The following is a 24,836-nucleotide window of genomic DNA, read 5'->3' on the forward strand; positions in this document are numbered from 1 at the left end:
TCCTTTTTTTAATTATTATCTAATATTAAAGAATTGTTTTATCGTACGCGTTTATGTAAAAAGCAGTGCTGTAATGACACTGCTTTTTGCATTATTTACGTTCTACTCCTCTTCGCAGTATCTCTTTTATACCTTCTATATGCTCGGTAAATTCCATAACCTGCGAGAGCATCTGCGCCATATCATCTCGATTGCCAAAACCTTTCAACTTGTTATTCTTTACAAAAGTTTCTTTTATTGCTGCCCATCGTGCCGTATCGGTGTCCGATAGCTGTCCTGTCATTTCTTTATACTTAAGCAGGTTGGCTTCGGCGGCACTGGTAAGCGTTTGTGTTTCATTACGGTAATGCGAAAGCAGTAAAGTACTGATTTCCTCATCATTCATAACAGCTACTATCTTAGCCACCAGCTTGTTCATATCACGATACGACCCCTGTAACCTAAACGGCGGTTCGGTTCGGTAAGCATCTTCCATCGCCGCCGAGGCAATATAAGCAGCATTGGCTTTCAGCACCACATCGCGCACTTTTATCACTTTATCCAATACGGCAAGGTAGGTTTCAATTTCCTGCTTGCTGTGGTTGCCTTTCAGTTCAATACCATCGCGCTGCCCTGTTGCTGCCATTTGTATCATTGGGTACAAATCATCGGCATTTTTAGCCATAAGGCTTGCCAGTACAGGGTTCGACGTTAAAGCATTTTCTATAAGGCTCAACTCAAACAATTCACTGGTGTTGCCTATTACATCACCCAAGTTGTATATGTCGGCACGGTTAGCAAGCATATCAGGGATGCTAAATTTCTCACCTGTTTCGGTATAAGGGTTACCCGCCATAATAACACAAAACTTTTTCGACTTCATGTCATACGTTTTGGGTTGCCCGTTATACACTCCTTCTATTTTACGCGTACCATCGGCAAGCGAAATAAACTTTTGCAGGAACTCAGGACTGCAATGCTGTATATCGTCAAGGTACAGCATCACGTTATTCCCCATTTCCAAAGCAAGGTTCAGTTTCTTCAACTCCTCGCGGGCTGCTGCATTGGTTGCCGACGATGGATCTACCGATGTAATATCGTGCCCGATTGCCGGACCGTTTATTTTCATGAAAACCAATCCGAGCCTGTTGGCAAGGTACTCCATCAAGGTCGTTTTACCATAACCCGGTGGCGATACCAACAGTAACATTCCCGAACGGTCGGTTCGGCGGTTTTCGCCGGCACTCCCCAACTGCTTGGCAAGATTTTCACCAAATAATGGCAAATACACCTGGTCAATAAGCTTATTACGTACAAACGAGGTAAGCACTTTCGGCATAAACTCATTAAGTCGCAATTGCTCTTTCAGTTCTATGGTAAGTCGGTGGCGTTCTGCTCTGAATTTTTCAAAAGCAGGTACTTCGTTATCATAATAATTCCCGAAAATTCGTATGAACTCATGATAATGGAAATGGTATTTTCCATCCTCTATCGTTGGGTGCGAACCTGCCAATCCTGTAATTACTTCATCCGGCTCTATCGGTACTATTTTCTCTGCCGACTCATGCCTGTACAGTAACAACGCTGTTATTTCGTACAAATACTGTGCGTACTGTTGTTGTTCGGTTTCTTCTAAATAAGAAGCTACCCATTGTGCAGCAAGCAACACACCGCTTTCCTTATCGGGAGCGTGGTCTATATTATGCCTAAAGGTAACGGCTGCCCCTTTGTTGTCGAGCGTTTTTATAAAGCTCTCTGCCAGTTGTGCTGCCTTGTGACTTAGGGTAAAGGCATCGTCATTCTTCAATTCATCAAAAAGGTAACGGGCTGCTTTAGCCGTATCAATATCCAGCCCTTTACCAAAGGCTGTGTTGTGTAAAAAGGCTTCCAGCTTTTGCTGTAGCTCCTGTACGATGTAATCGAACTCCTTACTATTCGGGAATATCTTTAAAACACTTCCCGATGCTTTTATTTTACCGTTAAGCCTGTTACGGGCTTCTTCTTCCTGCCCGTACCAAAAAAACTGTGCAAACGCACGGGTTATGGGGGCATAGCGCAACAAGCCTAAGTTATGGTGCTTGGCTGCCAGTGTTTTCAGGATTTTAAAAGCATCGGCATCATGAACGCCTTTTACATAGCCTTCGGTATAATTTTTAGAAGTTTCCTCCGCTACTAATGCTTCCAGAGCGTCATCGGTCATATCATACAGTTGCTCAGGAGCATTATTCCTGAATATCTTGTAGGCTAAGAAAGCGGCTCGGTATATCTGTTCGTTTTCCGAAACCAGTTCCTGACTCCAGTACTTTTTAGATGCCAGTAAGGTTTCGTTCTTTAACTCCTGATAAAAATCAGTACCTGTTAAATGATAGTTCAGGTTACCATCTTTATATACTATGGTTAAGTCTAAAGGTTGCTTGTTTACCGCAAACTTGTGGTTACCTAATCGGATGATGTTCTCGCCGTCTTCATACAAGTCCTGCTTGTCTTTCAGCTTACGAAGTGCATCTTCTTTCGCCGATTTCAACTCGGTTTCTATGGCTTCGGCTTTGCCGGTATCTTCCAGCACTATAAGTTGTTCCACAAGGTCGCGCAGCTTGGCAATCATCAAATCAGAAGCAAAATAACCGTTTATCTCTTCAACCGAATTAAACGTCAATGCCTTAGTTGCCACATTTTTCAATATACGGCTCGAGGCACTCTCTATGGCAATGGCTTTTTTATTCCGCGCTTCTGTAAGCGCATTTTTCTTAGCTTCGAATGCAGAATATACTTCTTCGCGCTTCTCCATGATAGCGCCTGTAAATTCCTCATAGTCGGCAAAACGCGCTTCAAGGTCTTCCAGTTGTACTGAAATTTTATTCAGCAGTTCATCTGCTTTTTCCGGAGTGGTAGCCCTGTCGAGCGCATTAACGATGCTTTGGTCTATCAGTTTTATTTGTGCTGCAAAGTCGGCCTTCGCCTCTTTACTGCCCAGCGATGCAATTTTGTTTTTTATATCTGCCTTAACCCTATTGAGCGTAGCAAATATCAGCGATATGGTATTGATAATATGTGTAGATTTCGAGGTATCGTCTATCTTTAAATTTGATACGATGTCAATCAGCATCTCCAAATCGGCAGTAATTTTATTTACCTCATCCTGCAATTTTTTACCTTCGGCAACGGTGGTAATGTTTTCTATTTCGCCTTGCTTTTCGGCAACCCTTGCATGATAGGGCTCTAACGCCTTTTCGTCCATAAGGAACTGCACGCAGTTTTGCGAAATATTTTCAGTCTGCTCTACAATTTCGGCTTCCAGCTCATTAATGAACTCAGGGTCAACATAGCGTACTTCGCGAAGGCTTATTACTTCGCCTCGCAGGGAACGCAATCCGGCAAGGTCGGCTACAAAAACGTCAATGTCATTAAGCGGCGAACTTTTTATTTGTATAAAAAGACTCTCTGCTTTCTGCCTTACCTCTTCGGTAATTTTCTTGGCATTTTGGCGCAGTTGCACCACCTTTTCAAACTCGTCTATAGCAGCATTTGCGGTGCTTTTTATCTCGGCAAGGGGCTTATTAAGCTCAAACGTTTCGGCATTCGCTATCCAGTAATACCCGTCCAGTATGTTTTGTGCCATACGGGTAAGGTCGGCATACAAACCGGTATAATCATCGTTTTTATTGAGCAGGGTAATTATTGCCTGGCTATCTGCCATCGCCTTTACAATATCTTTATTGCCTATTTTGTATATGTAACTGTCCTTGTGCTGCGAGGGCATCGTATCGCTTTTTACAAACGGTGTTTGCCATATTTGTACCAAGTGATTTTTGGTTGCCTCATCTTCTGCCCTAAAGTAGCACAACTCGCCATTTTTAAGAATGGTATAACCGTTGCACGCAATGGGTGTCATTACCTCGCGGGTAATCAGGTTGTACGACATCAGTACATACTGCCCGTAGGTTTCTTCATAAAAAACATACATAAAGTCTTCGCCGTTGGGCGAAGCGATACGCTCCTGAAACATCAGGTTTTGCAGGCTGTTTTCGAATATTTTATACTCGCCTGTTTGCAGGTAATACCCGTTAGAGAATATCAAGCCGTGATCGTCCGGCAATAATATTGCCGACGTTGCAAGGCTGTCTATCTTGCGGACTTCCTGTAATTTATGGTTGTATATGAAATAGCGTGGTTCTTCCTGAAACGGTTTTATACGCAGCGCAATAAGGTTGCCCAAATCGGCATACTGAAAGTTACCATCGTCCAGCGTTTGGTCGGGGTGGGTAACATCCTCATCATAAATACCTTTGCCTACGGTGGTGTTGTCCTCTATTTTTATGGTAAGCGTACCGCCTACGGTTTCTACAAATACTTTATCGAGTATGGAAACGTGCGGATGAAGTCCATATTTTTGCATTTCTCGGGTGGTTTCCTGCCAACGGAAATCGTGCTGACGCGGAAACTTATATTCGTGGTCGCTCCTGTTGTCTATATAGGTGAGTTGGTTGTCTTTTATCAGCCACTTGAATGTTTTTATATCCGAAATCCGGTCGCTGATTTGGAAAACCATGTGCAGGTAGTTGCCTGCAATAAAAAACTTGCGGAAACTGGTATCTCTGTAATATTTATAGAGGTTGAAAAAATCGGTTTGGAATGTTTCATCGCCTATAAAGTCGAGGTTTTCCTCACGGAAATCGCCGTTTTCATATACATAAACCGCAAAAACATCTTCTGCCTTAATATCGGTACGCAGCCCGAAGTGTACGTTATACCCCAGTATGCACCTGTCGTCTATCGATACAATATCGGCAGGGATGCAGTTGTTTTGGGTAATAATCCTGTTATTGGCTATCAGTTTGGTTTCGATACTGCCAAATACTTCCTTCCGCGCGCCATTTAGTTTTTGCAGCCTGTCCAAAAGATCTTTCTTTTGGGTTTCCAAACGTGCCTGTATAATTTCATATGTACCGCCTTCCAGTGTACTCATTTTTTACTTTTGTTTTTCCCAAGAATTTCTTTAAGTTCTAAAATGCTTAACATTTCTTTTCGGGAGTGTATCATACTATGACAATTAGAACACAAGAGTGCAATATCACCAACCACAGTTTTATGATTAGATTCCATCTTATTTATAGGAATTGTATGATGTCCCTCTATGAAGTTTTTCCCTATTTCGCCATATTCTTTTTCAAAATCAAACTCACAGACTTCACAAAATACCTTACCATACTTATTTATAAATAACTGTTTGGCTTCTCCTATTACTTTTGGATTTCTTTCTCTCCGCCTATGGATTCTCTCAACAAGACTTCCTTCTATAAATTCCTTGTCATTTATATCATGCTGCAAATTTTCATCGATGAAATAATCCCAAAATTTCCTTTGGACACCAAAACTTCCCCTTTCATTAGCTTTAAAACCTAAACTTTCACAATATCTTTTATATTGCTCTTCTAATTTGTTATTTTGTAACGGTTGAGAATTTAATATAGAAATAATTGTTATATTAGTGATTCGTCCATCTTTATGGGCTTCAGTATGTTTCTTTAAACTATTGTTTAAATATCCTACAAAACGGCTCGGAACAAATCTCGTCTCATCATTAATTTTATACGCGATAAAACAAGTCCCTCTTTTGATTAAGGACGTAATCTTCTCTTTTTCATCTTCTTTACCTTCAACTAAATAATTCTCAAAGGTTTCAATATTATGGAGAATATCACTTTCTATTTCTATTAATTTCATAATGTTTTTGGATAGGATAACCCTCGGTATGCCAAAGCACACCGAAGGTATTATTTAAAAAAATCAGATAAACTTGTAATTATCCCAGCTTCCTGTTAGATAAGCCAAGGTTTTTAGCCATATCCATCAGGTTAGCAAACAAGCCTTGTTCTCCGTCGTCATTACTGCGTTTTTGCAGTTCCATAAGCAATCCGGCTACGGTCAGGTTTTTAATATCTTCTGACGAGATGTTGTATTTATCGGCAAAGCCTTTTACACGATCTATCAGGTTTTCCTGCCCTTCGCTGCCATCGCCTAAAATGGCATCTTTAATGTCGGTAATGTTCTCCGAGTGGTTTACCAGCCTGTCAAAGCCTTTGGCTCTTGTTATCTGGTTAACAATCTGGTCAAAGAACATGGTTTCGCCACCCACAATATCAATCTTAGCGGCTTTCAGGGCTTCGCCTATTACGGCAGCCTGAGCATCGGCAATATCTTTCTGGATGTTGATGTGGGCAAGATCAACTTGTAACTCTTTGTTCAGTTTTAACTTGAACTCTTCGTGCTCTTTCCCTACACCGTCCAGTTTTTTCATGGCTTCGGCTTTTTCTTCTATACCGCTGGCTTCGGCAAGTGCTTTTTCTTTAATAACATTGGCTTCAGAAAGTCCAAACTCTCTCTCAGCCTCTGCTCTTGCTTTAAGACCGGCAGCTTCGGCAAGGGCTTTTTTCTCTATAATCACAGCATCTACAATACCCTGTCTTTCATTGGCATCGGCTTTGGCGTGCATTACCTGTGCTTCCGATAATCCGAGTGTGGCATCTTCTTTGGCTTTGGCTTCGGCAAGTATTTTACGGGCTTCGGCTTCTTTTTCGCTGGCAGCCATTCTTGCAGCAGCATCAATATTAATTTCTTCGGCTTTTTGCTTCATGGCTTCTTTTTCAGCCTCAGCAGCTTTCAGTCGTTTGATGTATAACTCCTCACTTTGTTTTTCGGCAAGTGTTATTGCTACTTTTTTCTCCCTGTCGGCGGTTTTAAATGCCTCAATATCTTTCATGTTCTCCTGCTCCTGCACCACGCCTTTTTCGAGCACTACCCTGTCGCGGATAACATTTTGTATGTTTTTACGCTCTACCTCAACGGCTTTCTCTTTTTCTATCTGCGCCAGTGTTACAATACGCTCTCTTTCGGTTTGTTCTAACGCGCGGTCTTTTTCTACTCTTTCGGTTTCTACGGCAGCGGTACGCTCTTTGTTTTTAGCGGCTACTATTACCAGCCTGTCTTTGTTTTCCTCAGCAACCTGTACTTTCTCGGCAGTGCTGATGCGTGCTGTTTCCGATTTCAGTTTTTCTTCTTCGGCTACTTTTGCAATTTCAGCTTCTTCTCGCGATTTGATATTGGCTATTTCACGTTTTTGTATTTCTTCTTTTTCGGCAAGCTGACGGTCGAGCGCCAATATTGCCTCGCGTGCCTCTACATCCTGCTTACGGATGGTTTTCTCCTCGTCCCTTCGGATAAGGTTCGATTTTATATTTTGGGCTGCGGTAAGCTCAGTAATTTTCTTGATACCTTCGGAGTCAAGTATATTATCTGATTTCAGGTGGCTTAATGATGTTTGCTCTAAATCGTCAATAGCACAGTCGTCAAGAATATATCCGTTAAGGTCGGTACCGATAATTGAGATAATTTCTTCGCGGAACTCGCTGCGGGCTTCGTATAACTCGATAAAATCGAATTTTTTACCTACAGTTTTTAAGGCTTCAGAGAATTTAGCGTCAAACAGTTGCCTTAGTACATCAATTTCTGATGCTCTTTCGCAGCCGATGGTTTGTGCCACGTTAATAATATCGGCAGTAGATTTATTGATCTTAATAAAGAATGTTACTTTGATATCGGCACGGATGTTATCTTTACAGATGAGCCCGTTAACGCCTGTACGCTCTACATCGAGCTTTTTTACAGAGATGTCCATAATCTCCATTTTGTGCAGTACGGGTACTATAAGCCCGGCATTAAAAAATACTTTAGTACCACCGGCTCCTGTGCGCACAATAACCTTACCCTGTATGGTTTTTTTGTACATGGATATGAACCATACCGCAAGACCAATGATTACAACAATAATGGCTATCATGGTAATAATGAGTGTGTCTCCTAACATTTTGTTTTAGTGTTTAAAATTGGTTGATTAAAAAATTGATTGTATAATGGTTTCTATAAGCCCTATACAGGCTGTAATGATGGTTATAAAAACTGTTATCATGGTTGTTGGATGTTTTATGATGTTGTTGTTGAATACTAATAATCGAATTTTTCAATGAGGTAGTATTTCCTGTCTTCGCTTTCTTTTACTATAACGGCTTGTTGTCCTGCCGCAATTGCTTCGTCGGTATTACTGCGGGCATATAGTTTTATGGGGTCGCCATTTACTATTAACTCTATCATTCCTGTTTTATCCCGGGTTACCGATGTAACCACACTACACCTGCGCCCCAAAAAATCTATAACGGGTTCGCCTTTATGGTTTACCTGTTTGTACAGGTATCTTAAGGGTTTGCTAAATAGTTTTACTACAAACAAACTCGCAATAAAGTTAGGAATCAGTAACACGAAACCGAGTAACGTACTTTCTACCCCAAGGTAGTAGGAGATGTTGACTCCTAAGAACCACATACAGAAAAACAATATGGTAATGATGAACATTAACGGAAGTTCATCAAAATTAAAGTATTCCAGTATTTTCATAAAGCTGCTCCCTTCGGCTGCATGCTCGCTGTTAGAGAGGTCGCTGTCAAAATCGGCATCAATATCTGCCGAATCAAAGTCGATACTAAAATTATCAGGGTCAAGTCCGGCTATTATAACCAACAGCCAGTAGATAACCATAATGATGGACATGATGGTGAAAAAGGCATTGACGGGCGAAAAAGAAATTTTAATTAATTCCTCCATTGTTTATAGTATATATTATTCCGGTGTGCCACCGCTTATGCCCATTTGGGCTTTCAGCTTTTCGAGCTCGCTCATGGCTTTGGATTTTTTTACATCCACCGCCTTGTCTATCTCGGCATCTATCGATTTGGTTGAGTTAGCAATTTCGCCATAGGCTTCCGCCAAAGCTTCTTCCTGCAATACTTTTTCTTTCATGCGTTCTAAAAGCGATATCGTGCCGTTACTGTCTATTTTAGCCATTTGCTTGTTAAGGCTCTTGGTGGCATCGGCTACCTTAACGCGAGAGCGGAGTATTTTCAGTTCGTTCTCCCATTTATTAATGTTTTGTTTAATGGTATGTACATTGCCTTCCATCTGCAAAACATTCTGGTCAAACTTTTCCTTATCGCCCACTGCGCGCTGCTGGTGTGCCAGCGATTCTTCCTTTTTCACTAAGGCTTCGGTAGCCAGGCGGTCAGCATCTTCAGCTTCCATATCGCCTTTTTGTGCCTTCTTTAATATCAACATGGCTTTTTCGTTATAATCTTCTGCCTTGTTGCCATGTTCTTCTATTTCATTTTTGGCACGTATGCTCATGGCTTTTACCTGCGCCAGTGCTTCAAGGCTTTTATCAAGGTCTTCTTTCATATCCCTTATGCCCTGTTCAGTCATTTTTATAGGATCTTCTATACCGTCTATAGCGTGGTGCACTTCGGCTTGCCCAATCTTAAATAATCTTCTTAGAAATTTCATTTTTTTAATTTTTTGAAAAGTTAATAATCTGTTCCGAATACTCGCTCAACAACAGGCTCAGCGAATTTAATGTTGCTCCAAACTCATTTTGGTCTAAATTTTCGAGCTGCAGCGAGTCTCTGAAAATTACTTTTCTGCCTGTATCATCCAGCACAAAAGCCCCGTGAATAATGTCGCGGTTTTTTTGGAGCAATGCCTTAAATACCGGGTAGGCATCCGGCTTAACTTCAAACAAATATTGTTCAAAAATAACAATAGGATATGCCACACAAATAATAAGGTTAACTATACCATCCTGCTCGCTGCTTACTATAAATACGCCATCTTTACTATTCTCGTATTTAACCTCAAGCTCGAGCTCGTTCAGGTAATTTTTAACCACTCCAAAATAGTCTTTCATGTTACAGATATTAATAATTTTATAAAACTCGCTTTTTTTTTGACGGCTTACAACTATTGCCTTATATATTTTTTAACAATAGGAGTTAAAATTTAAACCTTCAAAAACTCATTATATTAGCATTATTATTATCTTTGCTAATATTGTTAGCACAAATTTAGAGAATAATTTTTAATTTGCAAATAATATTAGCAAAATAATTTTACCCATGTTTGGAAAAAACCTCAAAAAAATACGCAGCGTACACGGAATGAGTCAGCAAGAATTTGCCGAACTATTTGATTTAAAGCGCGCTACACTTGGCGCGTATGAAGAAGACCGTAGTAACCCCAAACTGGAAACCGTAGTAAAAATTGCTAAGCATTTTAGTATTGGTATAGAAGACTTGCTCACAAAAGAGCTTACCGTAAATCGATTGTTGCGCTTTAACGAAGCCATAACGGTAGTACCCGGAGAGCCTCAAACAAAAGGTATAGAGGGTATTGCGTGTATTACTGAGAATAATAAGGAGGATTTTATTAAACAATACAGTATTGCTAATAATATTAGCAACATACAATTATCCCATGTTTATCTTCCCCACGTTAACGGAGCGCACAAGCTGGCTTTGGTAATAAATGATTTAACCATGTCCGGCGGAGCAAACGGCTATTTGCCGAAAGATATGGTAATAGGCACACAAGTACCGCTAAATGAGATAGAGAAAGTAAACGGCGAGCTGGTGCTGGCAGTAACTGCTAAAGATATTTTTTTTAGAAAAATGAGTTATCAGGGCGACAAAGCAGTGCTAAAAGCCAACCACCCCGGTGTAGAGCCTATAGTGCTGAATACTTCCGAAATTTTAGGGTTGTGGGTAGTAATACATCTTTTCAGATATACCCTGCCTACTAATGATAATGAGCTGGAGCAACGCCTGTCTCAACTGGAAAATACTATTGCCTCGTTACGCCAAAAATCTTCATGGTAAAAAATAAGGGGTTGCTCCTCAGCAACCCCTTCCCTAAACTAGTCCTAAACGGGTTTATAGCCCCCCGTATGAACACAAAACACACTCTTTTCTCTAAGAAACTATTAAATAAAAACAAAGATAGAGGTTGTTATAAAGCCAAAACATACCCAACTATAGGTAATTTATTGTTTTCAACAAACTTTAATACAACAGGTTATAGCATCGTTAATATAGCAGCCTATACTTATTATCTGCTTCATACCGCACATATACATACAAAACACTTTTTGTATCTTTGGGGAAAACCCATTGTTATATGCAAATTGAAATAAGTAAGGTTGAACTGCGTAACCTGCAAATAGAAGACTACAAACAGTTAAAACTTTCTATGCAACACGCCTATGGCGAACTCGAACAGGCATACTGGCAGGAAAGAGAGATAAAAAAACTTTTAAAAATATTTCCCGAAGGGCAACTGGTAGTGCTGGTAGATGGCAAAGTGGTGGGAGCAGCCCTGTCCTTAATAGTAGATTATAAAAAAGCTACCGGAAACCATACTTATGAAACCATAACCGGCAATTATACCTTTAACACCCATGATTACCAAGGTGAGGTGCTGTATGGTATAGATGTATTTATAGATCCTGATTACAGGGGGCTTCGTTTGGGCAGAAGACTGTATGACACCCGTAAAGAACTGTGCGAACAGCTTAACCTGAAGTCTATAATATTTGCAGGACGAATACCCAACTATACAGCGCACGCCGATGAATATACCCCAAAAGATTATATTGATAAAGTGCGCCTTAAAGAGGTACACGATCCCGTACTTTCGTTTCAGTTAAGTAATGATTTCCACGTAATAAAAGTAATGCGCAACTACCTGGAGGGCGACATCAGCTCGCAGGAGTATGCCGTACTTATGGAGTGGAACAATATTTATTATGACAAAAGCCCGAAACTGATTAACACGCGTAAAAGCGTTATCCGTTTAGGGTTAGTACAATGGCAAATGCGTCCGCTGGCAAATGTTGAAGCATTGTTTGAGCAAGCCGAATTTTTTATTGATGCCGTTTCGGGTTACGAAAGCGATTTTGCCCTGTTTCCCGAACTGTTTGTAGCGCCGCTAATGGCAGATTTTAACCACCTTAGCGAAGCCGATGCCATACGGGAAATTGCCCGCTATTGCGAACCGATACGGAAACGTTTTCAGGAAATGGCAATATCCTACAACATTAACATTATTACAGGAAGTATGCCCCATATGGAAAACGGCAACCTGTATAATGTAGGCTTTTTATGTAAGCGTGACGGTACATCTGAAATGTACACCAAAATACACATTACTCCAAACGAAGTGCATTACTGGGGTATGAAAGGCGGTAGCGAAATAAGAACTTTTGATACCGATTGTGGCAGGATAGGTATTATGATATGTTATGACGTAGAGTTTCCCGAGCTTTCGCGCCTGATGGCAGACGAGGGTATGAACATACTTTTTGTACCTTTTCTTACCGATACTCAAAATGGTTATACCCGCGTAAAGCATTGTGCACAGGCACGCGCTATTGAAAATGAGTGTTATGTAGCCATAGCGGGCTGTGTGGGCAACCTGCCCAAAGTAAACAACATGGATATACAGTATGCCCAAACAGCCGTATTTACCCCTTCGGATTTTTCTTTTCCATCCAACGGGATTAAGGCAGAAACCACCCCGAATACGGAAATGACGCTTATTGTAGATGTTGATATTGACCTGCTGAAAGAACTACACGAATATGGCAGTGTACGCATACTGAAAGACAGGCGCAACGACCTGTACTCTATTAAAAAACTAAGACAGCCTAACAACATAAGCCCCGATACCGATGCCCAAACCTTTTAATCATAAAACTATAAAATTATAATGGTGCAAATATCCATATTAGGGTGTGGCTGGCTGGGACTTCCTTTGGCAAAACAACTCATAGCGCAAGGAAACGCCGTAAAGGGCACAACAACCACGCCCGAAAAAACAGCTGTTTTGCAACAGGCAGGCATCAACCCTTATGTTATAACCCTGCATGAGAACAGAATTGAAGGTGATATTGGTGCGTTTCTCAGCGGAAGTGAGGTATTGATACTTGATGTTCCGCCGGGAGTACGCAAAAATGACAGTGAAAATTTTGTGGCTAAGATAATTACGCTCATTCCTGCTATAGTTGCTTCGGGGATAACCAAAGTACTATTTGTAAGTTCTACCTCCGTTTATGGAGAAATTGATGGTATTGTTACCGAAGCTGCTATACCAAACCCTGAAACGGAGAGCGGCAGGCAGTTACTCGAAACAGAGTTGCTTTTGCAAAGCAACGTTAATTTTAAAACCACCATAGTACGTTTTGGCGGTCTTATAGGCGATGACCGCCACCCTGTATATTACCTTGCCGGTAAAACAAACATCAGTAATCCAAATGCCGTAATCAACCTTGTTCATCGTGACGATTGTATGGGCATTATCCTGAAAATAATAGAGACGGGTGCCTGGGATGATGTTTTTAATGCCGTTACGCCTTATCATCCTACACGACAGGAATACTATACCAAGGCAGCAAAAGAAAGGAAATTACCTGTACCCCTATTTAACAGCGAAGAACCGTCAATAACAAAAAGGATAGCCTCTAACAGGGTAAAGCAGGTTTTGGGATATTGTTTTAAATACAGTAATTTATAGGGATATAAAAAAATACTGCCCCGGATAAACGCATTACCAAGAGCAGTACTTATAAATTAGCTGGATGTGATGTAAAATAAAGAAATTCTTATGACTTAAAATGGCGGAAAAACCGCAATTAACATTTTTTTAAGAATTCATTTTTAGGTAAAAAATCCAGTAAAATAAAGGCTTTTTGATAACTATATAATAACAATTAGATTAAATGTAACCTTGTTTGCGAGCCTCAAATATCAGCTCTTCATCACCTCCTTCTATATCCAGTAAACGCTTTATTCTGTACTTTCGTTTCTCAATACCGCTTACGGTGAGTGGTATATATTTATCCAGGTTTTTATTCTTAATTCCTTTGGCAAGTAGTTTTATAATGCGAATATCCAGTTCGTCGAGCAATATACCGTTGCTCATTCTTTTTTGAAAATCCGATACGGTTTTTGAATAATAATTCTCTCCTGCAAGTACTGCTTTAAAACCTTCAAAAAGTTCATCGGTAGTACAATCGCTTTTATTGATAAACCCTTCGGGGTTTATTGTTTCCAGGATACGCCCCATAATATCGACCTCTTTGTGCATGGTCATCATTATAATTTTGCATTCGGGCATTACTTCGCGCAACAACCCTGCCATATCTGCCCCGGAATAAAGTTCTTTTTCTGCATAGTCAGGTATGCTGTAATCTACTACTGCTATATCAAACGGATCATTTTTATAATTATGGATTAATTCATAAGCCGATTTGCAATCAGTGGCTTTAATAAAATCAAGATTACCGCGTTCTTCATTCAAGGATTTAAAAATAGCATGATAACCCTCGAGAACTACAACATGGTCATCTATCGCAAGGACATGTAATACTTTTTTCAAGTTGGATTGTATTTATTTTGTGGGTGGACAAAGTTAATTCTTAAATATATATTTTTCCTGCGGTTTTCCCGCAATTAACAATTTAGGTATGAATCACAACAGGAACATGATACTGCTGTGGTTCAGCAGAATACTATGTATATCTTGCTATGTATACATTAAAAACTATTCCTCCTGAAAATAGTTAAAATATATAACATACAATATTTTTTTAACAAATATTATGATTGTATTGATTTGGCATTATGTTTAAACAACAAGTATCATCCAAGTTAAAAAAACTATATATTAGCACGCTAATCCAAGTTAAAAATGAAACTATTATTTATCATATCAATCGCTTTTTTTTCCATTAATTTAAATGCCCAATTCTATAACGGCAGCATCACGCTTAACGACGGGAAAAAATTAACCGGTCTTATTGAATTTAATTATGACAACGGTATCAATTATATGCAATCTGAAGATGATGATGATTTTTTGGCTATCTCTGCAGATGACATCCGGTTAGTACAAGCAACGATTAATGATATAGATGAAAATTTTGTTTTCCTCGATGCTCCTTTCGCTTTAAGTAAAAAAAATGAAAGTGAAAGTATAAGAAAAAGGCTTTTTCGTATTATGGTACAAGGACGGGTTACACTGTTAGAGTACACCCCTTCCAGCGCATTACTGATATTATCCTCAAGCGATATAAACGTTTTATATCTGAGAAAAACGGATAACGAAATACCAAAAATGTTCTCATATATACAAAAAGGGGCTATAATTGGTGCGAGATACCAACATAGGAATTTTAAGGAATTTACTGCTGAATATTTCTCCGACTGTGCAATACTTGTAGAAAAAATTAATAATAAAGATTTTAAAGCCAAACACTCTCTTGAAGTTGTTGAGTTTTATAACAACAATTGTAACTAATAAAAATGCCCCCAAATAGTGTCTAACTTTTTGGGGGCAGTTCATTACATGACTTTTTATTACCAAATTTTTACTCTTTTGTCCGGCTCTATATACATACCGTCCCCTTTATTAATATCAAATGCTTCATAAAAAGCATCCACATTTTGCAGCGGTACATAAGCCCTGTACATGCCTGGCGAATGCGGGTCGGTTTTTACCTGGTTTTTTATCGCCTCATCCCTCATCTTGGTTCTCCATATAGTAGCCCACGAGATAAAGAAACGCTGCTCCGGTGTATAACCGTCTATAAGACCCGGACTACCTTGCTTTTTAAGGTAAAGTTGCAGCCCGTCATAAGCGGCATTAACACCACCAAGATCGCCTATGTTTTCACCCAGTGTAAATTTACCATCCACGTATGTGCCCGGCAGCGGTTGTAACTGGCTGTATTGGTCGGCAAGTGCGCCGCCAAGCCCTGTAAACTTCTCAAGGTCTTCATCGCTCCACCAGTTTATAAGGTTACCATCAGCGTTATAACGAGAACCCGAATCGTCAAAACCATGTGATATTTCGTGTCCTATTACGGCACCAATACCGCCATAGTTAACCGCTTCATCAGCTTTATAGTCATAAAAAGGCGGTTGTAATATTCCTGCCGGAAAAACAATCTCATTATATGCCGGATTAAAATAGGCATTAACAATTTGCGGTGCCATGTGCCACTCATCTTTATCTACAGGTTTGTGCAGTTTTTCAATATCCTCATTATAGTTAAAGCGGGAAATATTCATCATATTGGTAAAAAGGTCACCGCCTGCTTCGGGGCTTTTAATAGCTAATGCCGAATAGTCTTTCCATTTATCTGGATATCCTATTTTTACTCTTAGTTTTCGTAGTTTTTGTATCGCATTTTCGCGGGTAGATTTTGCCATCCATGGCAACCTGTTAATACGGTTTTCAAAAGCCTGCATTACATTGGCTATCATACTCTCAGCTTTTGCTTTCGCTTCCGCCGGGAATTTTTCGGCTACATACAGTTTACCCAATGCTTCGCCCACAGTACCATTTATGGTTTTTAACGCATTTATATCGCGTTTTTCTTCTTTTAGTGCTCCGCGAAGTGTTTGGCTATAAAACTCCCAATCGGCAGTTTCTATATCAGTAGTAAGATATCCCGAAGCCCTGTTGATTAAAGTCCACTTCATGTAATCTTTCCAGTCCTGAACTTTGTTTTGCTCCAGCAAATGGTTAAGGAAAATCATATATTTAGGTTGCGACACAACAAGTGTATCTATATTGCTTACACCAATATCCGTAAGGTATTTATCCCAATTTATAACAGGGGTAAGCTCTTGCAGTCCGGCAACCGTCATAGGGTTATAAGTATTTCTTCTGTCGCGGCGTTCCACCCTGTCCAGTCGGGGTTGTGCCATTGCGGTTTCCATTTCCAGTATATTTTTTGCCCCTTTTTGTGCCTCTGCATCATTATATCCTAAATATTTCAGCATATGGGCTACGTGAAGCATATACTTTTCTCGCTTCTCTTGAGAGTCTTTATCATCAGATACGTAGTAATCTCTGTCGGGTAAACCCAAACTGCCCACGCCTATATATACCACATTTCGGTTACTGTCTTTGGCATCAGTACTCACTCCCGCACCAAAAAATCCGAGACCGCCAAGAGGCTCCATCTCGGTCAATAAAGTCTGTAAATCCTGTACATTTTCAATCTTATCTATTTTTGCCAAATACGGTTTTAGCGGTTCGACTCCCTTTTTATTTCGGGCTACAGTATCCATAATAGAACGATACAGGCTTGCTGCTTTGCCCTGATCGCTGTTTGGGTCTAAGCCCTTGTTGGCTGCCGCTCTTTTCAATATTGCGAGAGCATCGTTATTAGTTTGCTCGCGCAGCTCGTCAAAACTGCCCCAACGGGTTTTATCGCCCGGAATTTCGGTATTATCTACCCATGTACCGTTTACATATCTGAAAAAATCTTCGCTCGGCTCAACCGATTTATCCATATACGATAAGTTAATGCCCGGCTTCGACTGGTTATTGTTTTTAGTTTGTGCATTACATACTGCTCCACCAAGCATTATAACTACACTGGTAATAGTTGCTGTTTTGTTTAGTTTCATATCATCCGTTTTAATCCATATTTTTACAAAAATATAAAGTTACCTCAAAAAGCCATTCCAAAAGTAAAAAAAGTAAATTTTAGATTATTTTTTAACGTTGTAAAACCTGCTTTACCTGTATTTTAATCGGCTTTCCTTTCGTAATTTTGCAAAAAATTATCCTGATATGCTTTCTTTTTTCAAAAAATATAAATTCTTCTTTTTAGTATTAGGTTTGCTCTCGGCTGTTATTTTGTATCTTTTTTATGGCGCGCTGAAACCGCAGAAATTCCTGAAGATATACAGCCCTGCCGATGTAAACCCCGAACTGGTAGATACTACCGTACAATACATAAGCCGTAATCATAAAATAGCCGATTTTGCTTTTGTAAATCAAAATGGCGATAGTATTACCCAAAAAGACTATGAGGGTAAAATATATGTAGCCGATTTCTTTTTTACTACCTGCCCCACCATTTGCCCTATAATGACCGATAATATGGTGTGGCTTCAGGACAGGATAAAAGACAACCCGAAAGTTATGCTGCTTTCGCATTCCGTTACTCCGGATATTGACAGCGTACCTGTGCTTAAAGCCTATGCCGAGAAAAAAGGGGTTATAGACAGCAAGTGGAACTTGGTTACCGGTAATAAAAAAGACATTTACTACATAGCCCGAAAATCGTACCTGGCAGTGAAAACCAGCACGTCTGACGAGTTGTATGATATGGTGCATACCGAAAATTTTATTCTGGTGGACAGCCAGGGGCGAATAAGAGGGTTTTATAACGGTACAAACCTTGATAATGAGGTGGAAGGCGAAAAAAATGTAAGACAATTACTGGAAGACATCAACTGGTTGTCTGAGCATGAAAACTAACAGTCGTGTGTTAATTTTTTGTAAGTTTGTGTATAAATTATTCTGAATAAGCTTTGAAAAATACTCTTGCAGGGCTCAAAAAAGGGCAAAAAGCCATCATCGTCGATTTTAATATAGACCTCATCCCGCTCAAGCTCCTTGAAATGGGATGTTTGCCCGGAAACCTTGTAGAAGTTTTACAAATAGCGCCGTTTGGCGACCCCATCTACATTAATGTAAACGACAGCCATGTAGCAATTCGCTTAGAAACAGCTTTTGAAATTGATGTAGAAATTTTAACCCCTTAACTTTAATGGCAGTCCAAACTATAAAAATTTCTTTAATTGGTAACCCCAACACCGGTAAAACCTCTGTGTTTAACCAACTCACAGGGCTTAACCAGCAGGTAGGCAATTACCCCGGCATAACGGTAGAGCGTAAACAAGGTACTGTGCGGCTGGGCGAAAACACTAAAGGAACTGTTATAGACCTGCCGGGCACGTACAGCCTGAATGCCAGCTCGATGGACGAAAGTGTGGTTATAGAGCTACTGCTAAACCGTAATGATAAAGACTTTCCGGATGTGGCTGTGGTGGTAACCGATGTAGAGAACCTGAAGCGTAACCTGCTGTTATTTACCCAAATTAAAGATTTGGAGATACCTGCCATACTGGTTATAAATATGGCAGACCGAATGCAGCGCAAAGGTATATCGCTCAACATTCCCTATTTAGAAGAACAGTTAAAAACAAAAATAGCCTTAGTAAGCTCCCGCAAAGGCACGGGCATTAATGAGCTTAAAGAACTTATTGTTAATTATAAATACCTGCCTACCGAGCCGTGCCTCAACGCATCGTCTATAGACCCGGACTATTTCGATAAACTAAGACAGGCATTTCCCAACCAGTTACTGTATAAGCTTTGGCTGGTTATTACACAAGATGTAAACTTTGGGCAACTGGAGCGAAACGAAATAGAAAAAAGCTCGTTTACCAAATCGAAAACTGAACTGAAAAGGCTACAGCAAAAGGAAACCATAAAACGCTATCAGTTTATAAACAATGTATTGAAGCAGGGGCAAACGGTAGATACTGCTATGGCAAAAGACCTTAGGGCAAGGCTGGACAGAGTGTTAACCCACAAAGTTTTCGGCTACGTGATTTTCTTTTCCATACTGCTGCTCATTTTCCAGTCAATCTTTGCATGGTCCAGCGTACCTATGGATTTGATAGATGAAGGCTTTAGCTGGTTAAGCTCCTACACCTCTAAAAATATGCCTCCTGGCAAACTTACAGAGCTTGTAACCGAAGGAATTATTCCCGGCATTGGCGGTGTGGTTATTTTTATACCGCAAATAGCCTTCCTGTTTCTCTTTATATCCATACTGGAAGAAAGCGGCTACATGAGCCGTGTGGTATTCCTCATGGATCGTATTATGAAACGTTTTGGGCTAAGCGGTAAAAGTGTAGTACCCCTCATATCCGGTACTGCGTGTGCTATACCCGCTATTATGGCTACCCGTAATATAGAAAACTGGCGCGAAAGGCTTATTACTATACTGGTAACCCCTTTTACCACCTGCTCTGCAAGGCTGCCCGTATATGCCATACTTATTGCACTTGTAATACCCAACCGCATGGTGCTTGGCTTTTTTAACGTGCAGGGGCTCACACTTATGCTGTTGTATATGCTGGGCTTTGCCAGTGCCATTATATCGGCAATGATTTTAAATAAAGTACTTAAAACCCGCTATAAAAGTTTTTTTGTAGCCGAAATGCCCAATTACAAACTCCCTCTTGCTAAAAATGTGGCAATTACTGTTATAGAAAAAACAAAAGCATTTGTATATGGCGCGGGTAAAATAATACTGGCAATCTCTATTGTTATATGGTTTTTAGGGTCGCACGGACCGGGCGAAGAGTTTAAAAATGCTGAGCAAATTATAACCAACGAAATAGGCAATACCCAAATAGACCCTGATAAACTTAACGATAAAATCGCTGCATACCAGTTAGAGCATTCTTATATCGGTATTATGGGCAAGAGTATAGAGCCTGCTATAAAACCCTTGGGCTACGACTGGAAAATCGGCATAGCTATTGTATCCTCTTTTGCGGCACGCGAGGTGTTTGTAGGCACACTTGCCACCATATACAACATAGGCAGCGGCAGCGAAGACGAAGCGACTATTAAAGAACGCATGAAGGCGGAAACCGACCCTGAAACGGGTAAAAAAATATTCAACTTCGCCTCAGGGTTATCGTTGTTATTATTTTATGCCTTTGCCATGCAATGTATGAGCACACTTGCCGTTACTAAAAAAGAAACCAATTCCTGGAAGTGGCCATTAATGCAATTATTTGGCATGAGTGCTTTTGCATATCTTGTATCGCTAATTACATACCAGCTTTTAAAGTAAATTATGAAACGATATCTTTTACTGTTACTTTCCCTCACATTTACCATAAGTCAGGTGCAGGCGCAGCATAAAATAGACCAGTCTAAAAACGACCTTAAACAAAAGCGGCAGGCAGCCGGAAAAACCGGCTCGGCAAGTTCTTCAAGCAGTAGCAGCAGTAGTTCCGGTAATAATGATAATCCACTTCTGTTTGAACTTTTTATGTATACATTGGGTGCAACGTTTAAGTACGGGATAATCGGCGATTATGCTAACGAAGACCACCTGAGCAACGACCTTACAGAATATCCGTATTACGAAGGGACAGGAAATTATTACAATCCAAAATTTGGCGAAGGTTACCTGTATGTTTTCCGGGTAGATGTAAAAGATAAATTTCTATACCATAACAACAACCTTTATGGTAATCATCTGGATGTGAAAATACATCCCTTCCGTCATTTTTATCTTACAACCGATTATTACCAACTGCATGAACGTCAAAAAGCAGCGGGAACGAGCGATAATCTTTCCCTGTTTTACTTTAACTTTGCTTATGACAGGATTCGATTTGAACGCTTTAACCTGGGGTGGACATTAGGAGCATCCTATGTGGGCAATGATGTAAAAAGAGGCGGTTTTGCCTACGGGCTTAACGCCGAGTACTTTTTAAAGAAAAATATCAGCTTTCAGGGAAGCGCAAAATGGTCTGTAATAAATGGTGAGCCGGTAAATGCTTTCGAGCTGGAAACCCGCATCCACCGTAAACAATTTTTCATAACGCTGGGTTATGAGCATTTAAAAATAGCCACGCCAACATATAATTTTATGACGATAGGCGCAGGCGTCTATTTTTAAAAATCATGAATATACAGGAAATTATAGCCTATATACTGGTGGCGAGCGCAGTAGTTTATCTGCTAAAGAAATTCTTTTTCAAGAAAAAAAAGAAAACATCAGCACATTGCGATAACGACGACTGTGGATGTCATTAAGTATAAAATCATAAAAAGGAAGGCTGCTTAGCCCAATGCAACGTCCAGCATCATCATCACTACGAATCCTCCAATAAAGCCCAGCGTAGCAATATCCGTATTTTTGTCCTGTTGCGTTTCGGGTATTACTTCCTCTACCACTACAAATATCATGGCACCCGCTGCAAAGGCTAATGCATAAGGCAATACAGGGGTAAAAAATGTAACTGCTATGGCACCTAACACACCCGCAATAGGCTCTACAAGTGCAGATGCCTGCCCGTACATAAAACTTTTACGACGACTCATACCCATACGGCGTAATGGCATGGATACTGCAATACCTTCGGGAAAATTCTGGATGCCTATACCTATCGCCAATGTTAAAGCAGCAGCTATCGAGGCTTCCGGTATTCCGGCAGCTACACCACCAAACAGTACCCCTACGGCAAGCCCTTCGGGTATATTGTGCAGGGTTATAGCCAGGGTTAGCAGCGTGGTACGTTGCCAAGGGGTTTTTATACCCTCCTTTTCGCTTTCTTTAAAATTAATATGCAGGTGGGGTAAGGCTTTATCTAACCCGAACAAGAATAATGCACCGAGAATAAAACCTATAGCGGCAGGCATTACCTTTGCAAAACCTTCGCCGCTACTCATATCTATGGCGGGCGAAAGTAAACTCCAGTAACTGGCAGCTACCATTACTCCACCCGTAAAACCGAGCATACCGTCGAGTGCTGTTCTGTTCATGGTTTTAAAAAAGAATACTGCCGATGCGCCAAGTGCAGTAACGCCCCAAGTGAATAATGTGGCATACAGTGCCGCCAAAACAGGGTCTATCGATTCAAAATAAGCTACAATGCTGTCAAACATATATTTATACGGTTTTTACAAAAAGGTTAGCGGCTATTTTATTTGACACAGTCATTTGCCTGTCATGAACACGCAGCGTGAGCGACATATCAAAATCTTCCTTAGCAATTATATCGATAGCCGAGCCGAGCGCTATCTGTTGTTTGTCGAGGTACTGTAAAAAAGCGGGCGAGCTGTCTTTTACTCCCACACATATTACTTTTTTACCCGCCTCTACTTCCGAGAGTAATTTTTTATCTACTTTTTTTATCTTTCCTTCCCTGTCAGGTATCGGGTCGCCATGCGGGTCTTCGGTCGGGAAATCCAGAAATTCTTCCAGCTTATCAGTTAGTTTTTCCGATTTTATATGCTCCAGTTGTTCGGCAACGTCATGTACCTCATCCCATGAAAAATCGAGTTTTTCCAGTAGGAATACTTCCCACAAGCGGTGCTTGCGTACAATCATAAGTGCGGTAAACCTGCCATTATCCGTAAGCGATACTCCTTGATATTTTTTATAGATGACCAACCCTTTTTCGGCAAGTTTCTGTACCATATCCGTAACCGATGAAGGCTTACTTTCCATTTCGTTAGCAATGGCATTTGTGGTAATCCCCTTGCTTGAACCGATGGAAAGGTGGTAGATAACTTTAAGGTAGTTTTCTTCAGAATACGTCATTAATCATTAAATTAATATGCAAATATAGCTATTATTTGATTTGGTTAAACTATTTTTTAGGTTAGTCTAAATATTATTGTTATAATACTATACGCTATTTGTTTATTTTTGGTTTTCAGCAGTAGCTACATGAAACATTTCCATTATATCTTTACGGGTTCCGGGCTTTCGGCGTTAATGACAGTTTACAGAATGGTCGTTTCAGGAAAGTTTGACGATAAAAGTATAGTACTCATAGATCCTGACACTAAAGAAAGTAACGACCGCACGTGGTGTTTTTGGGAAAACGGTACAGGCGAGTGGGATGCTATAGCGCACCAACAATGGGATAGCGCATTTTTTATTGATAACAGCTTTACAAAAAAAATGATGCTTGCCCCCTATCATTATAAAATGATTCGCGGAGCAGATTTTTACCGTTATGTAAAGGGTATGATTGCGCAGCAACCCAATATTACTTTTGTACAACAAAAAGTAATTGACTTTACGGATACTCCGTTGCATGTTTTGGTAAAAACAGAAACAGAGAGTTATACCTGCAACAAACTCTTTAACAGTATATACAACCCTATGTTGCCTGCAAAGAGCAAGTACCCTTTATTGCAACAACATTTTATCGGGTGGTTTGTAAAAACTAAAAAACCTGTTTTTGAGGCTGATGCGGTTACATTTATGGATTTTAGTGTACCGCAAAAGGGCAATACCCGCTTTATGTATGTACTGCCTTTTTCGGAAACGGAGGCTTTGGTAGAATATACGCTGTTCTCTCATAATTTGCTCGAAACGCAGGAGTATGAAAATGCCATACATCAATATCTTGAAAACCTCGACAGTAACGATTATGAGGTTATCGAAAAAGAGAGAGGCAGCATCCCCATGACGTGTTATCCCTTTTGGAAAAATAACAGCAAAAATGTTGTCCATATCGGTTCGGCAGGCGGGTGGACTAAAGCCAGTACGGGCTACACCTTTAAAAACACAACTAAAAAATCGGAAGAATTAGTCGCTTTTCTTGAACAGGGAACTGACTTTACCAAATTGCACCAAAAGAATCGTTTTTGGTTTTACGACTCATTATTGTTGGATATTCTGTATAAAAAAAATGAGAAGGGCGGTACTATTTTCTCCGCTATGTTTCGCAATGCACCGCCACAACTTATATTTAAATTTCTGGATGAAGAAACCACTTTTGCACAAGATTTAAAAGTAATTTGGGCATGCCCAAAAGGACTCTTTATAAAAGCGTTGGTACAACGATTGTTTTAAACCGTAATATTTTTTAGAACAGTATTTCTTTGTAACTTTGTGAAATTAAACTTTAATATATAAAGATATGTATCCTGAAGAACTGGTAAAACCCATGCGCGCTGAACTTTCAGAAGCAGGTTTTGAAGAATTATATACAGCCGATGCGGTAAAAAATGCTATTGACAGCGAAGGTACTACACTGGTAGTAGTAAACTCTGTATGCGGATGTGCAGCAAGAAATGCACGCCCGGGCGCAAAAATGAGCCTTGATAACAACAAAAAACCTGCAAAACTGGTTACCGTTTTTGCCGGTGTAGATAAAGAGGCTGTTGATGCAGCCAGAGAATCTATGTTCCCTTTCCCTCCGTCATCGCCAAGTATGGCTTTGTTTAAAAACGGCGAGTTGGTACATATGCTGGAGCGCCATCATATAGAAGGTCGTCCTGCCGAAATGATTGCGGAAAACCTTAAAGATGCTTACGACGAGTTTTGCTAAACTGGGATTTTTTTACAA

Annotated in this window: 21 protein-coding genes; 11 read left to right on the top strand and 10 right to left on the bottom strand. The window is 40.2% G+C overall.

Annotation, left to right across the window (positions count from 1 at the left end; all coding sequences use genetic code 11):
* Nucleotides 1-91: 91 nt before the first annotated feature.
* The 6 genes from E0W68_RS06390 to E0W68_RS06415 all read right to left on the bottom strand — a co-directional run bounded on the left by E0W68_RS06390 (nt 92) and on the right by E0W68_RS06415 (nt 9,766).
* Complete coding sequence (locus E0W68_RS06390) at nt 92-4,945, bottom strand: DNA repair ATPase (protein WP_135218590.1); 4,854 nt, start codon at nt 4,943-4,945, stop codon at nt 92-94.
* A complete protein-coding gene (locus E0W68_RS06395) occupies nt 4,942-5,703 on the bottom strand; it encodes an HNH endonuclease (RefSeq protein ID WP_135218591.1) in 762 nt (253 codons plus the stop codon). Before E0W68_RS06395 ends, E0W68_RS06390 begins: the two co-directional genes overlap by 4 nt.
* A 79-nt stretch (nt 5,704-5,782) precedes the next feature.
* Entirely contained in the window at nt 5,783-7,816 is a 2,034-nt protein-coding gene (locus E0W68_RS06400) for a flotillin family protein (RefSeq protein ID WP_394346282.1), read from the bottom strand.
* A gap of 164 nt (nt 7,817-7,980) precedes the next feature.
* Nucleotides 7,981-8,634 carry an OB-fold-containig protein gene (locus E0W68_RS06405; protein ID WP_135218593.1) on the bottom strand — a complete coding sequence of 218 codons (654 nt, stop codon included), beginning with the start codon at nt 8,632-8,634 and terminating at the stop codon, nt 7,981-7,983.
* Between the two features lie 15 nt (nt 8,635-8,649).
* Nucleotides 8,650-9,366, bottom strand: coding sequence for a PspA/IM30 family protein (locus E0W68_RS06410; protein WP_135218594.1), 717 nt, complete (start codon nt 9,364-9,366; stop codon nt 8,650-8,652).
* A 4-nt stretch (nt 9,367-9,370) separates the two neighbouring features.
* On the bottom strand, nt 9,371-9,766 hold the full coding sequence (locus E0W68_RS06415; protein ID WP_135218595.1) for a type III secretion system chaperone family protein: 396 nt from the start codon (nt 9,764-9,766) through the stop codon (nt 9,371-9,373).
* A 208-nt stretch (nt 9,767-9,974) separates the two neighbouring features.
* On the opposite strand from E0W68_RS06415, the gene E0W68_RS06420 reads away from it, so the two are divergent.
* From E0W68_RS06420 to E0W68_RS06430, 3 genes are all read left to right on the top strand, one after another.
* A complete protein-coding gene (locus E0W68_RS06420) occupies nt 9,975-10,733 on the top strand; it encodes an XRE family transcriptional regulator (protein ID WP_135218596.1) in 759 nt (252 codons plus the stop codon).
* 298 nt (nt 10,734-11,031) lie between these two features.
* Nucleotides 11,032-12,600, top strand: a complete 1,569-nt coding sequence (locus E0W68_RS06425; RefSeq protein ID WP_135218597.1) for a carbon-nitrogen hydrolase family protein — start codon at nt 11,032-11,034, stop codon at nt 12,598-12,600.
* A gap of 21 nt (nt 12,601-12,621) precedes the next feature.
* On the top strand, nt 12,622-13,425 hold the full coding sequence (locus E0W68_RS06430) for an NAD(P)H-binding protein (RefSeq protein WP_135218598.1): 804 nt from the start codon (nt 12,622-12,624) through the stop codon (nt 13,423-13,425).
* Between the two features lie 201 nt (nt 13,426-13,626).
* Here E0W68_RS06430 and E0W68_RS06435 read toward each other — a convergent pair whose 3' ends face one another.
* On the bottom strand, nt 13,627-14,289 hold the full coding sequence (locus E0W68_RS06435; RefSeq protein ID WP_162075446.1) for a response regulator: 663 nt from the start codon (nt 14,287-14,289) through the stop codon (nt 13,627-13,629).
* 312 nt (nt 14,290-14,601) lie between these two features.
* Here E0W68_RS06435 and E0W68_RS06440 point away from each other — a divergent pair, with 312 nt between their 5' ends.
* Entirely contained in the window at nt 14,602-15,210 is a 609-nt protein-coding gene (locus E0W68_RS06440; RefSeq protein WP_135218600.1) for a hypothetical protein, read from the top strand.
* Between the two features lie 59 nt (nt 15,211-15,269).
* Here the strand turns inward: E0W68_RS06440 and E0W68_RS06445 are convergent, their stop codons facing one another.
* Entirely contained in the window at nt 15,270-17,333 is a 2,064-nt protein-coding gene (locus E0W68_RS06445) for a M13 family metallopeptidase (RefSeq protein ID WP_135218601.1), read from the bottom strand.
* Between the two features lie 166 nt (nt 17,334-17,499).
* On the opposite strand from E0W68_RS06445, the gene E0W68_RS06450 reads away from it, so the two are divergent.
* Genes E0W68_RS06450 through E0W68_RS06470 form a run of 5 tightly spaced genes read left to right on the top strand, consistent with a single transcriptional unit; the run spans nt 17,500 to nt 21,564 of the window.
* On the top strand, nt 17,500-18,192 hold the full coding sequence (locus tag E0W68_RS06450) for an SCO family protein (protein ID WP_135218602.1): 693 nt from the start codon (nt 17,500-17,502) through the stop codon (nt 18,190-18,192).
* 53 nt (nt 18,193-18,245) lie between these two features.
* Complete coding sequence (locus E0W68_RS06455; RefSeq protein ID WP_135218603.1) at nt 18,246-18,479, top strand: FeoA family protein; 234 nt, start codon at nt 18,246-18,248, stop codon at nt 18,477-18,479.
* A gap of 5 nt (nt 18,480-18,484) precedes the next feature.
* Nucleotides 18,485-20,590 (top strand): ferrous iron transport protein B, encoded by a 2,106-nt coding sequence (gene feoB / locus E0W68_RS06460; RefSeq protein WP_135218604.1) that lies wholly within the window; start codon nt 18,485-18,487, stop codon nt 20,588-20,590.
* 3 nt (nt 20,591-20,593) lie between these two features.
* Entirely contained in the window at nt 20,594-21,427 is an 834-nt protein-coding gene (locus tag E0W68_RS06465; protein WP_135218605.1) for a hypothetical protein, read from the top strand.
* Between the two features lie 5 nt (nt 21,428-21,432).
* Entirely contained in the window at nt 21,433-21,564 is a 132-nt protein-coding gene (locus E0W68_RS06470) for a FeoB-associated Cys-rich membrane protein (protein ID WP_135218606.1), read from the top strand.
* Nucleotides 21,565-21,591: 27 nt separating this feature from the next.
* On the opposite strand, the gene E0W68_RS06475 is transcribed toward E0W68_RS06470, so the two are convergent.
* On the bottom strand, nt 21,592-22,416 hold the full coding sequence (locus E0W68_RS06475) for a ZIP family metal transporter (RefSeq protein ID WP_135218607.1): 825 nt from the start codon (nt 22,414-22,416) through the stop codon (nt 21,592-21,594).
* 4 nt (nt 22,417-22,420) lie between these two features.
* Complete coding sequence (locus tag E0W68_RS06480; RefSeq protein ID WP_135218608.1) at nt 22,421-23,074, bottom strand: metal-dependent transcriptional regulator; 654 nt, start codon at nt 23,072-23,074, stop codon at nt 22,421-22,423.
* A gap of 129 nt (nt 23,075-23,203) precedes the next feature.
* Here E0W68_RS06480 and E0W68_RS06485 point away from each other — a divergent pair, with 129 nt between their 5' ends.
* Together E0W68_RS06485 and E0W68_RS06490 are read left to right on the top strand one after the other, a co-directional pair.
* A complete protein-coding gene (locus tag E0W68_RS06485; protein ID WP_135218609.1) occupies nt 23,204-24,340 on the top strand; it encodes a lycopene cyclase family protein in 1,137 nt (378 codons plus the stop codon).
* Nucleotides 24,341-24,407: 67 nt separating this feature from the next.
* Nucleotides 24,408-24,818 (top strand): BrxA/BrxB family bacilliredoxin, encoded by a 411-nt coding sequence (locus E0W68_RS06490; RefSeq protein WP_135218610.1) that lies wholly within the window; start codon nt 24,408-24,410, stop codon nt 24,816-24,818.
* Nucleotides 24,819-24,836 lie beyond the last annotated feature (18 nt).

The sequence above is a fragment of the Flavobacterium salilacus subsp. salilacus genome (genome assembly GCF_004634195.1).
Classification (GTDB): domain Bacteria; phylum Bacteroidota; class Bacteroidia; order Flavobacteriales; family Flavobacteriaceae; genus Flavobacterium; species Flavobacterium salilacus.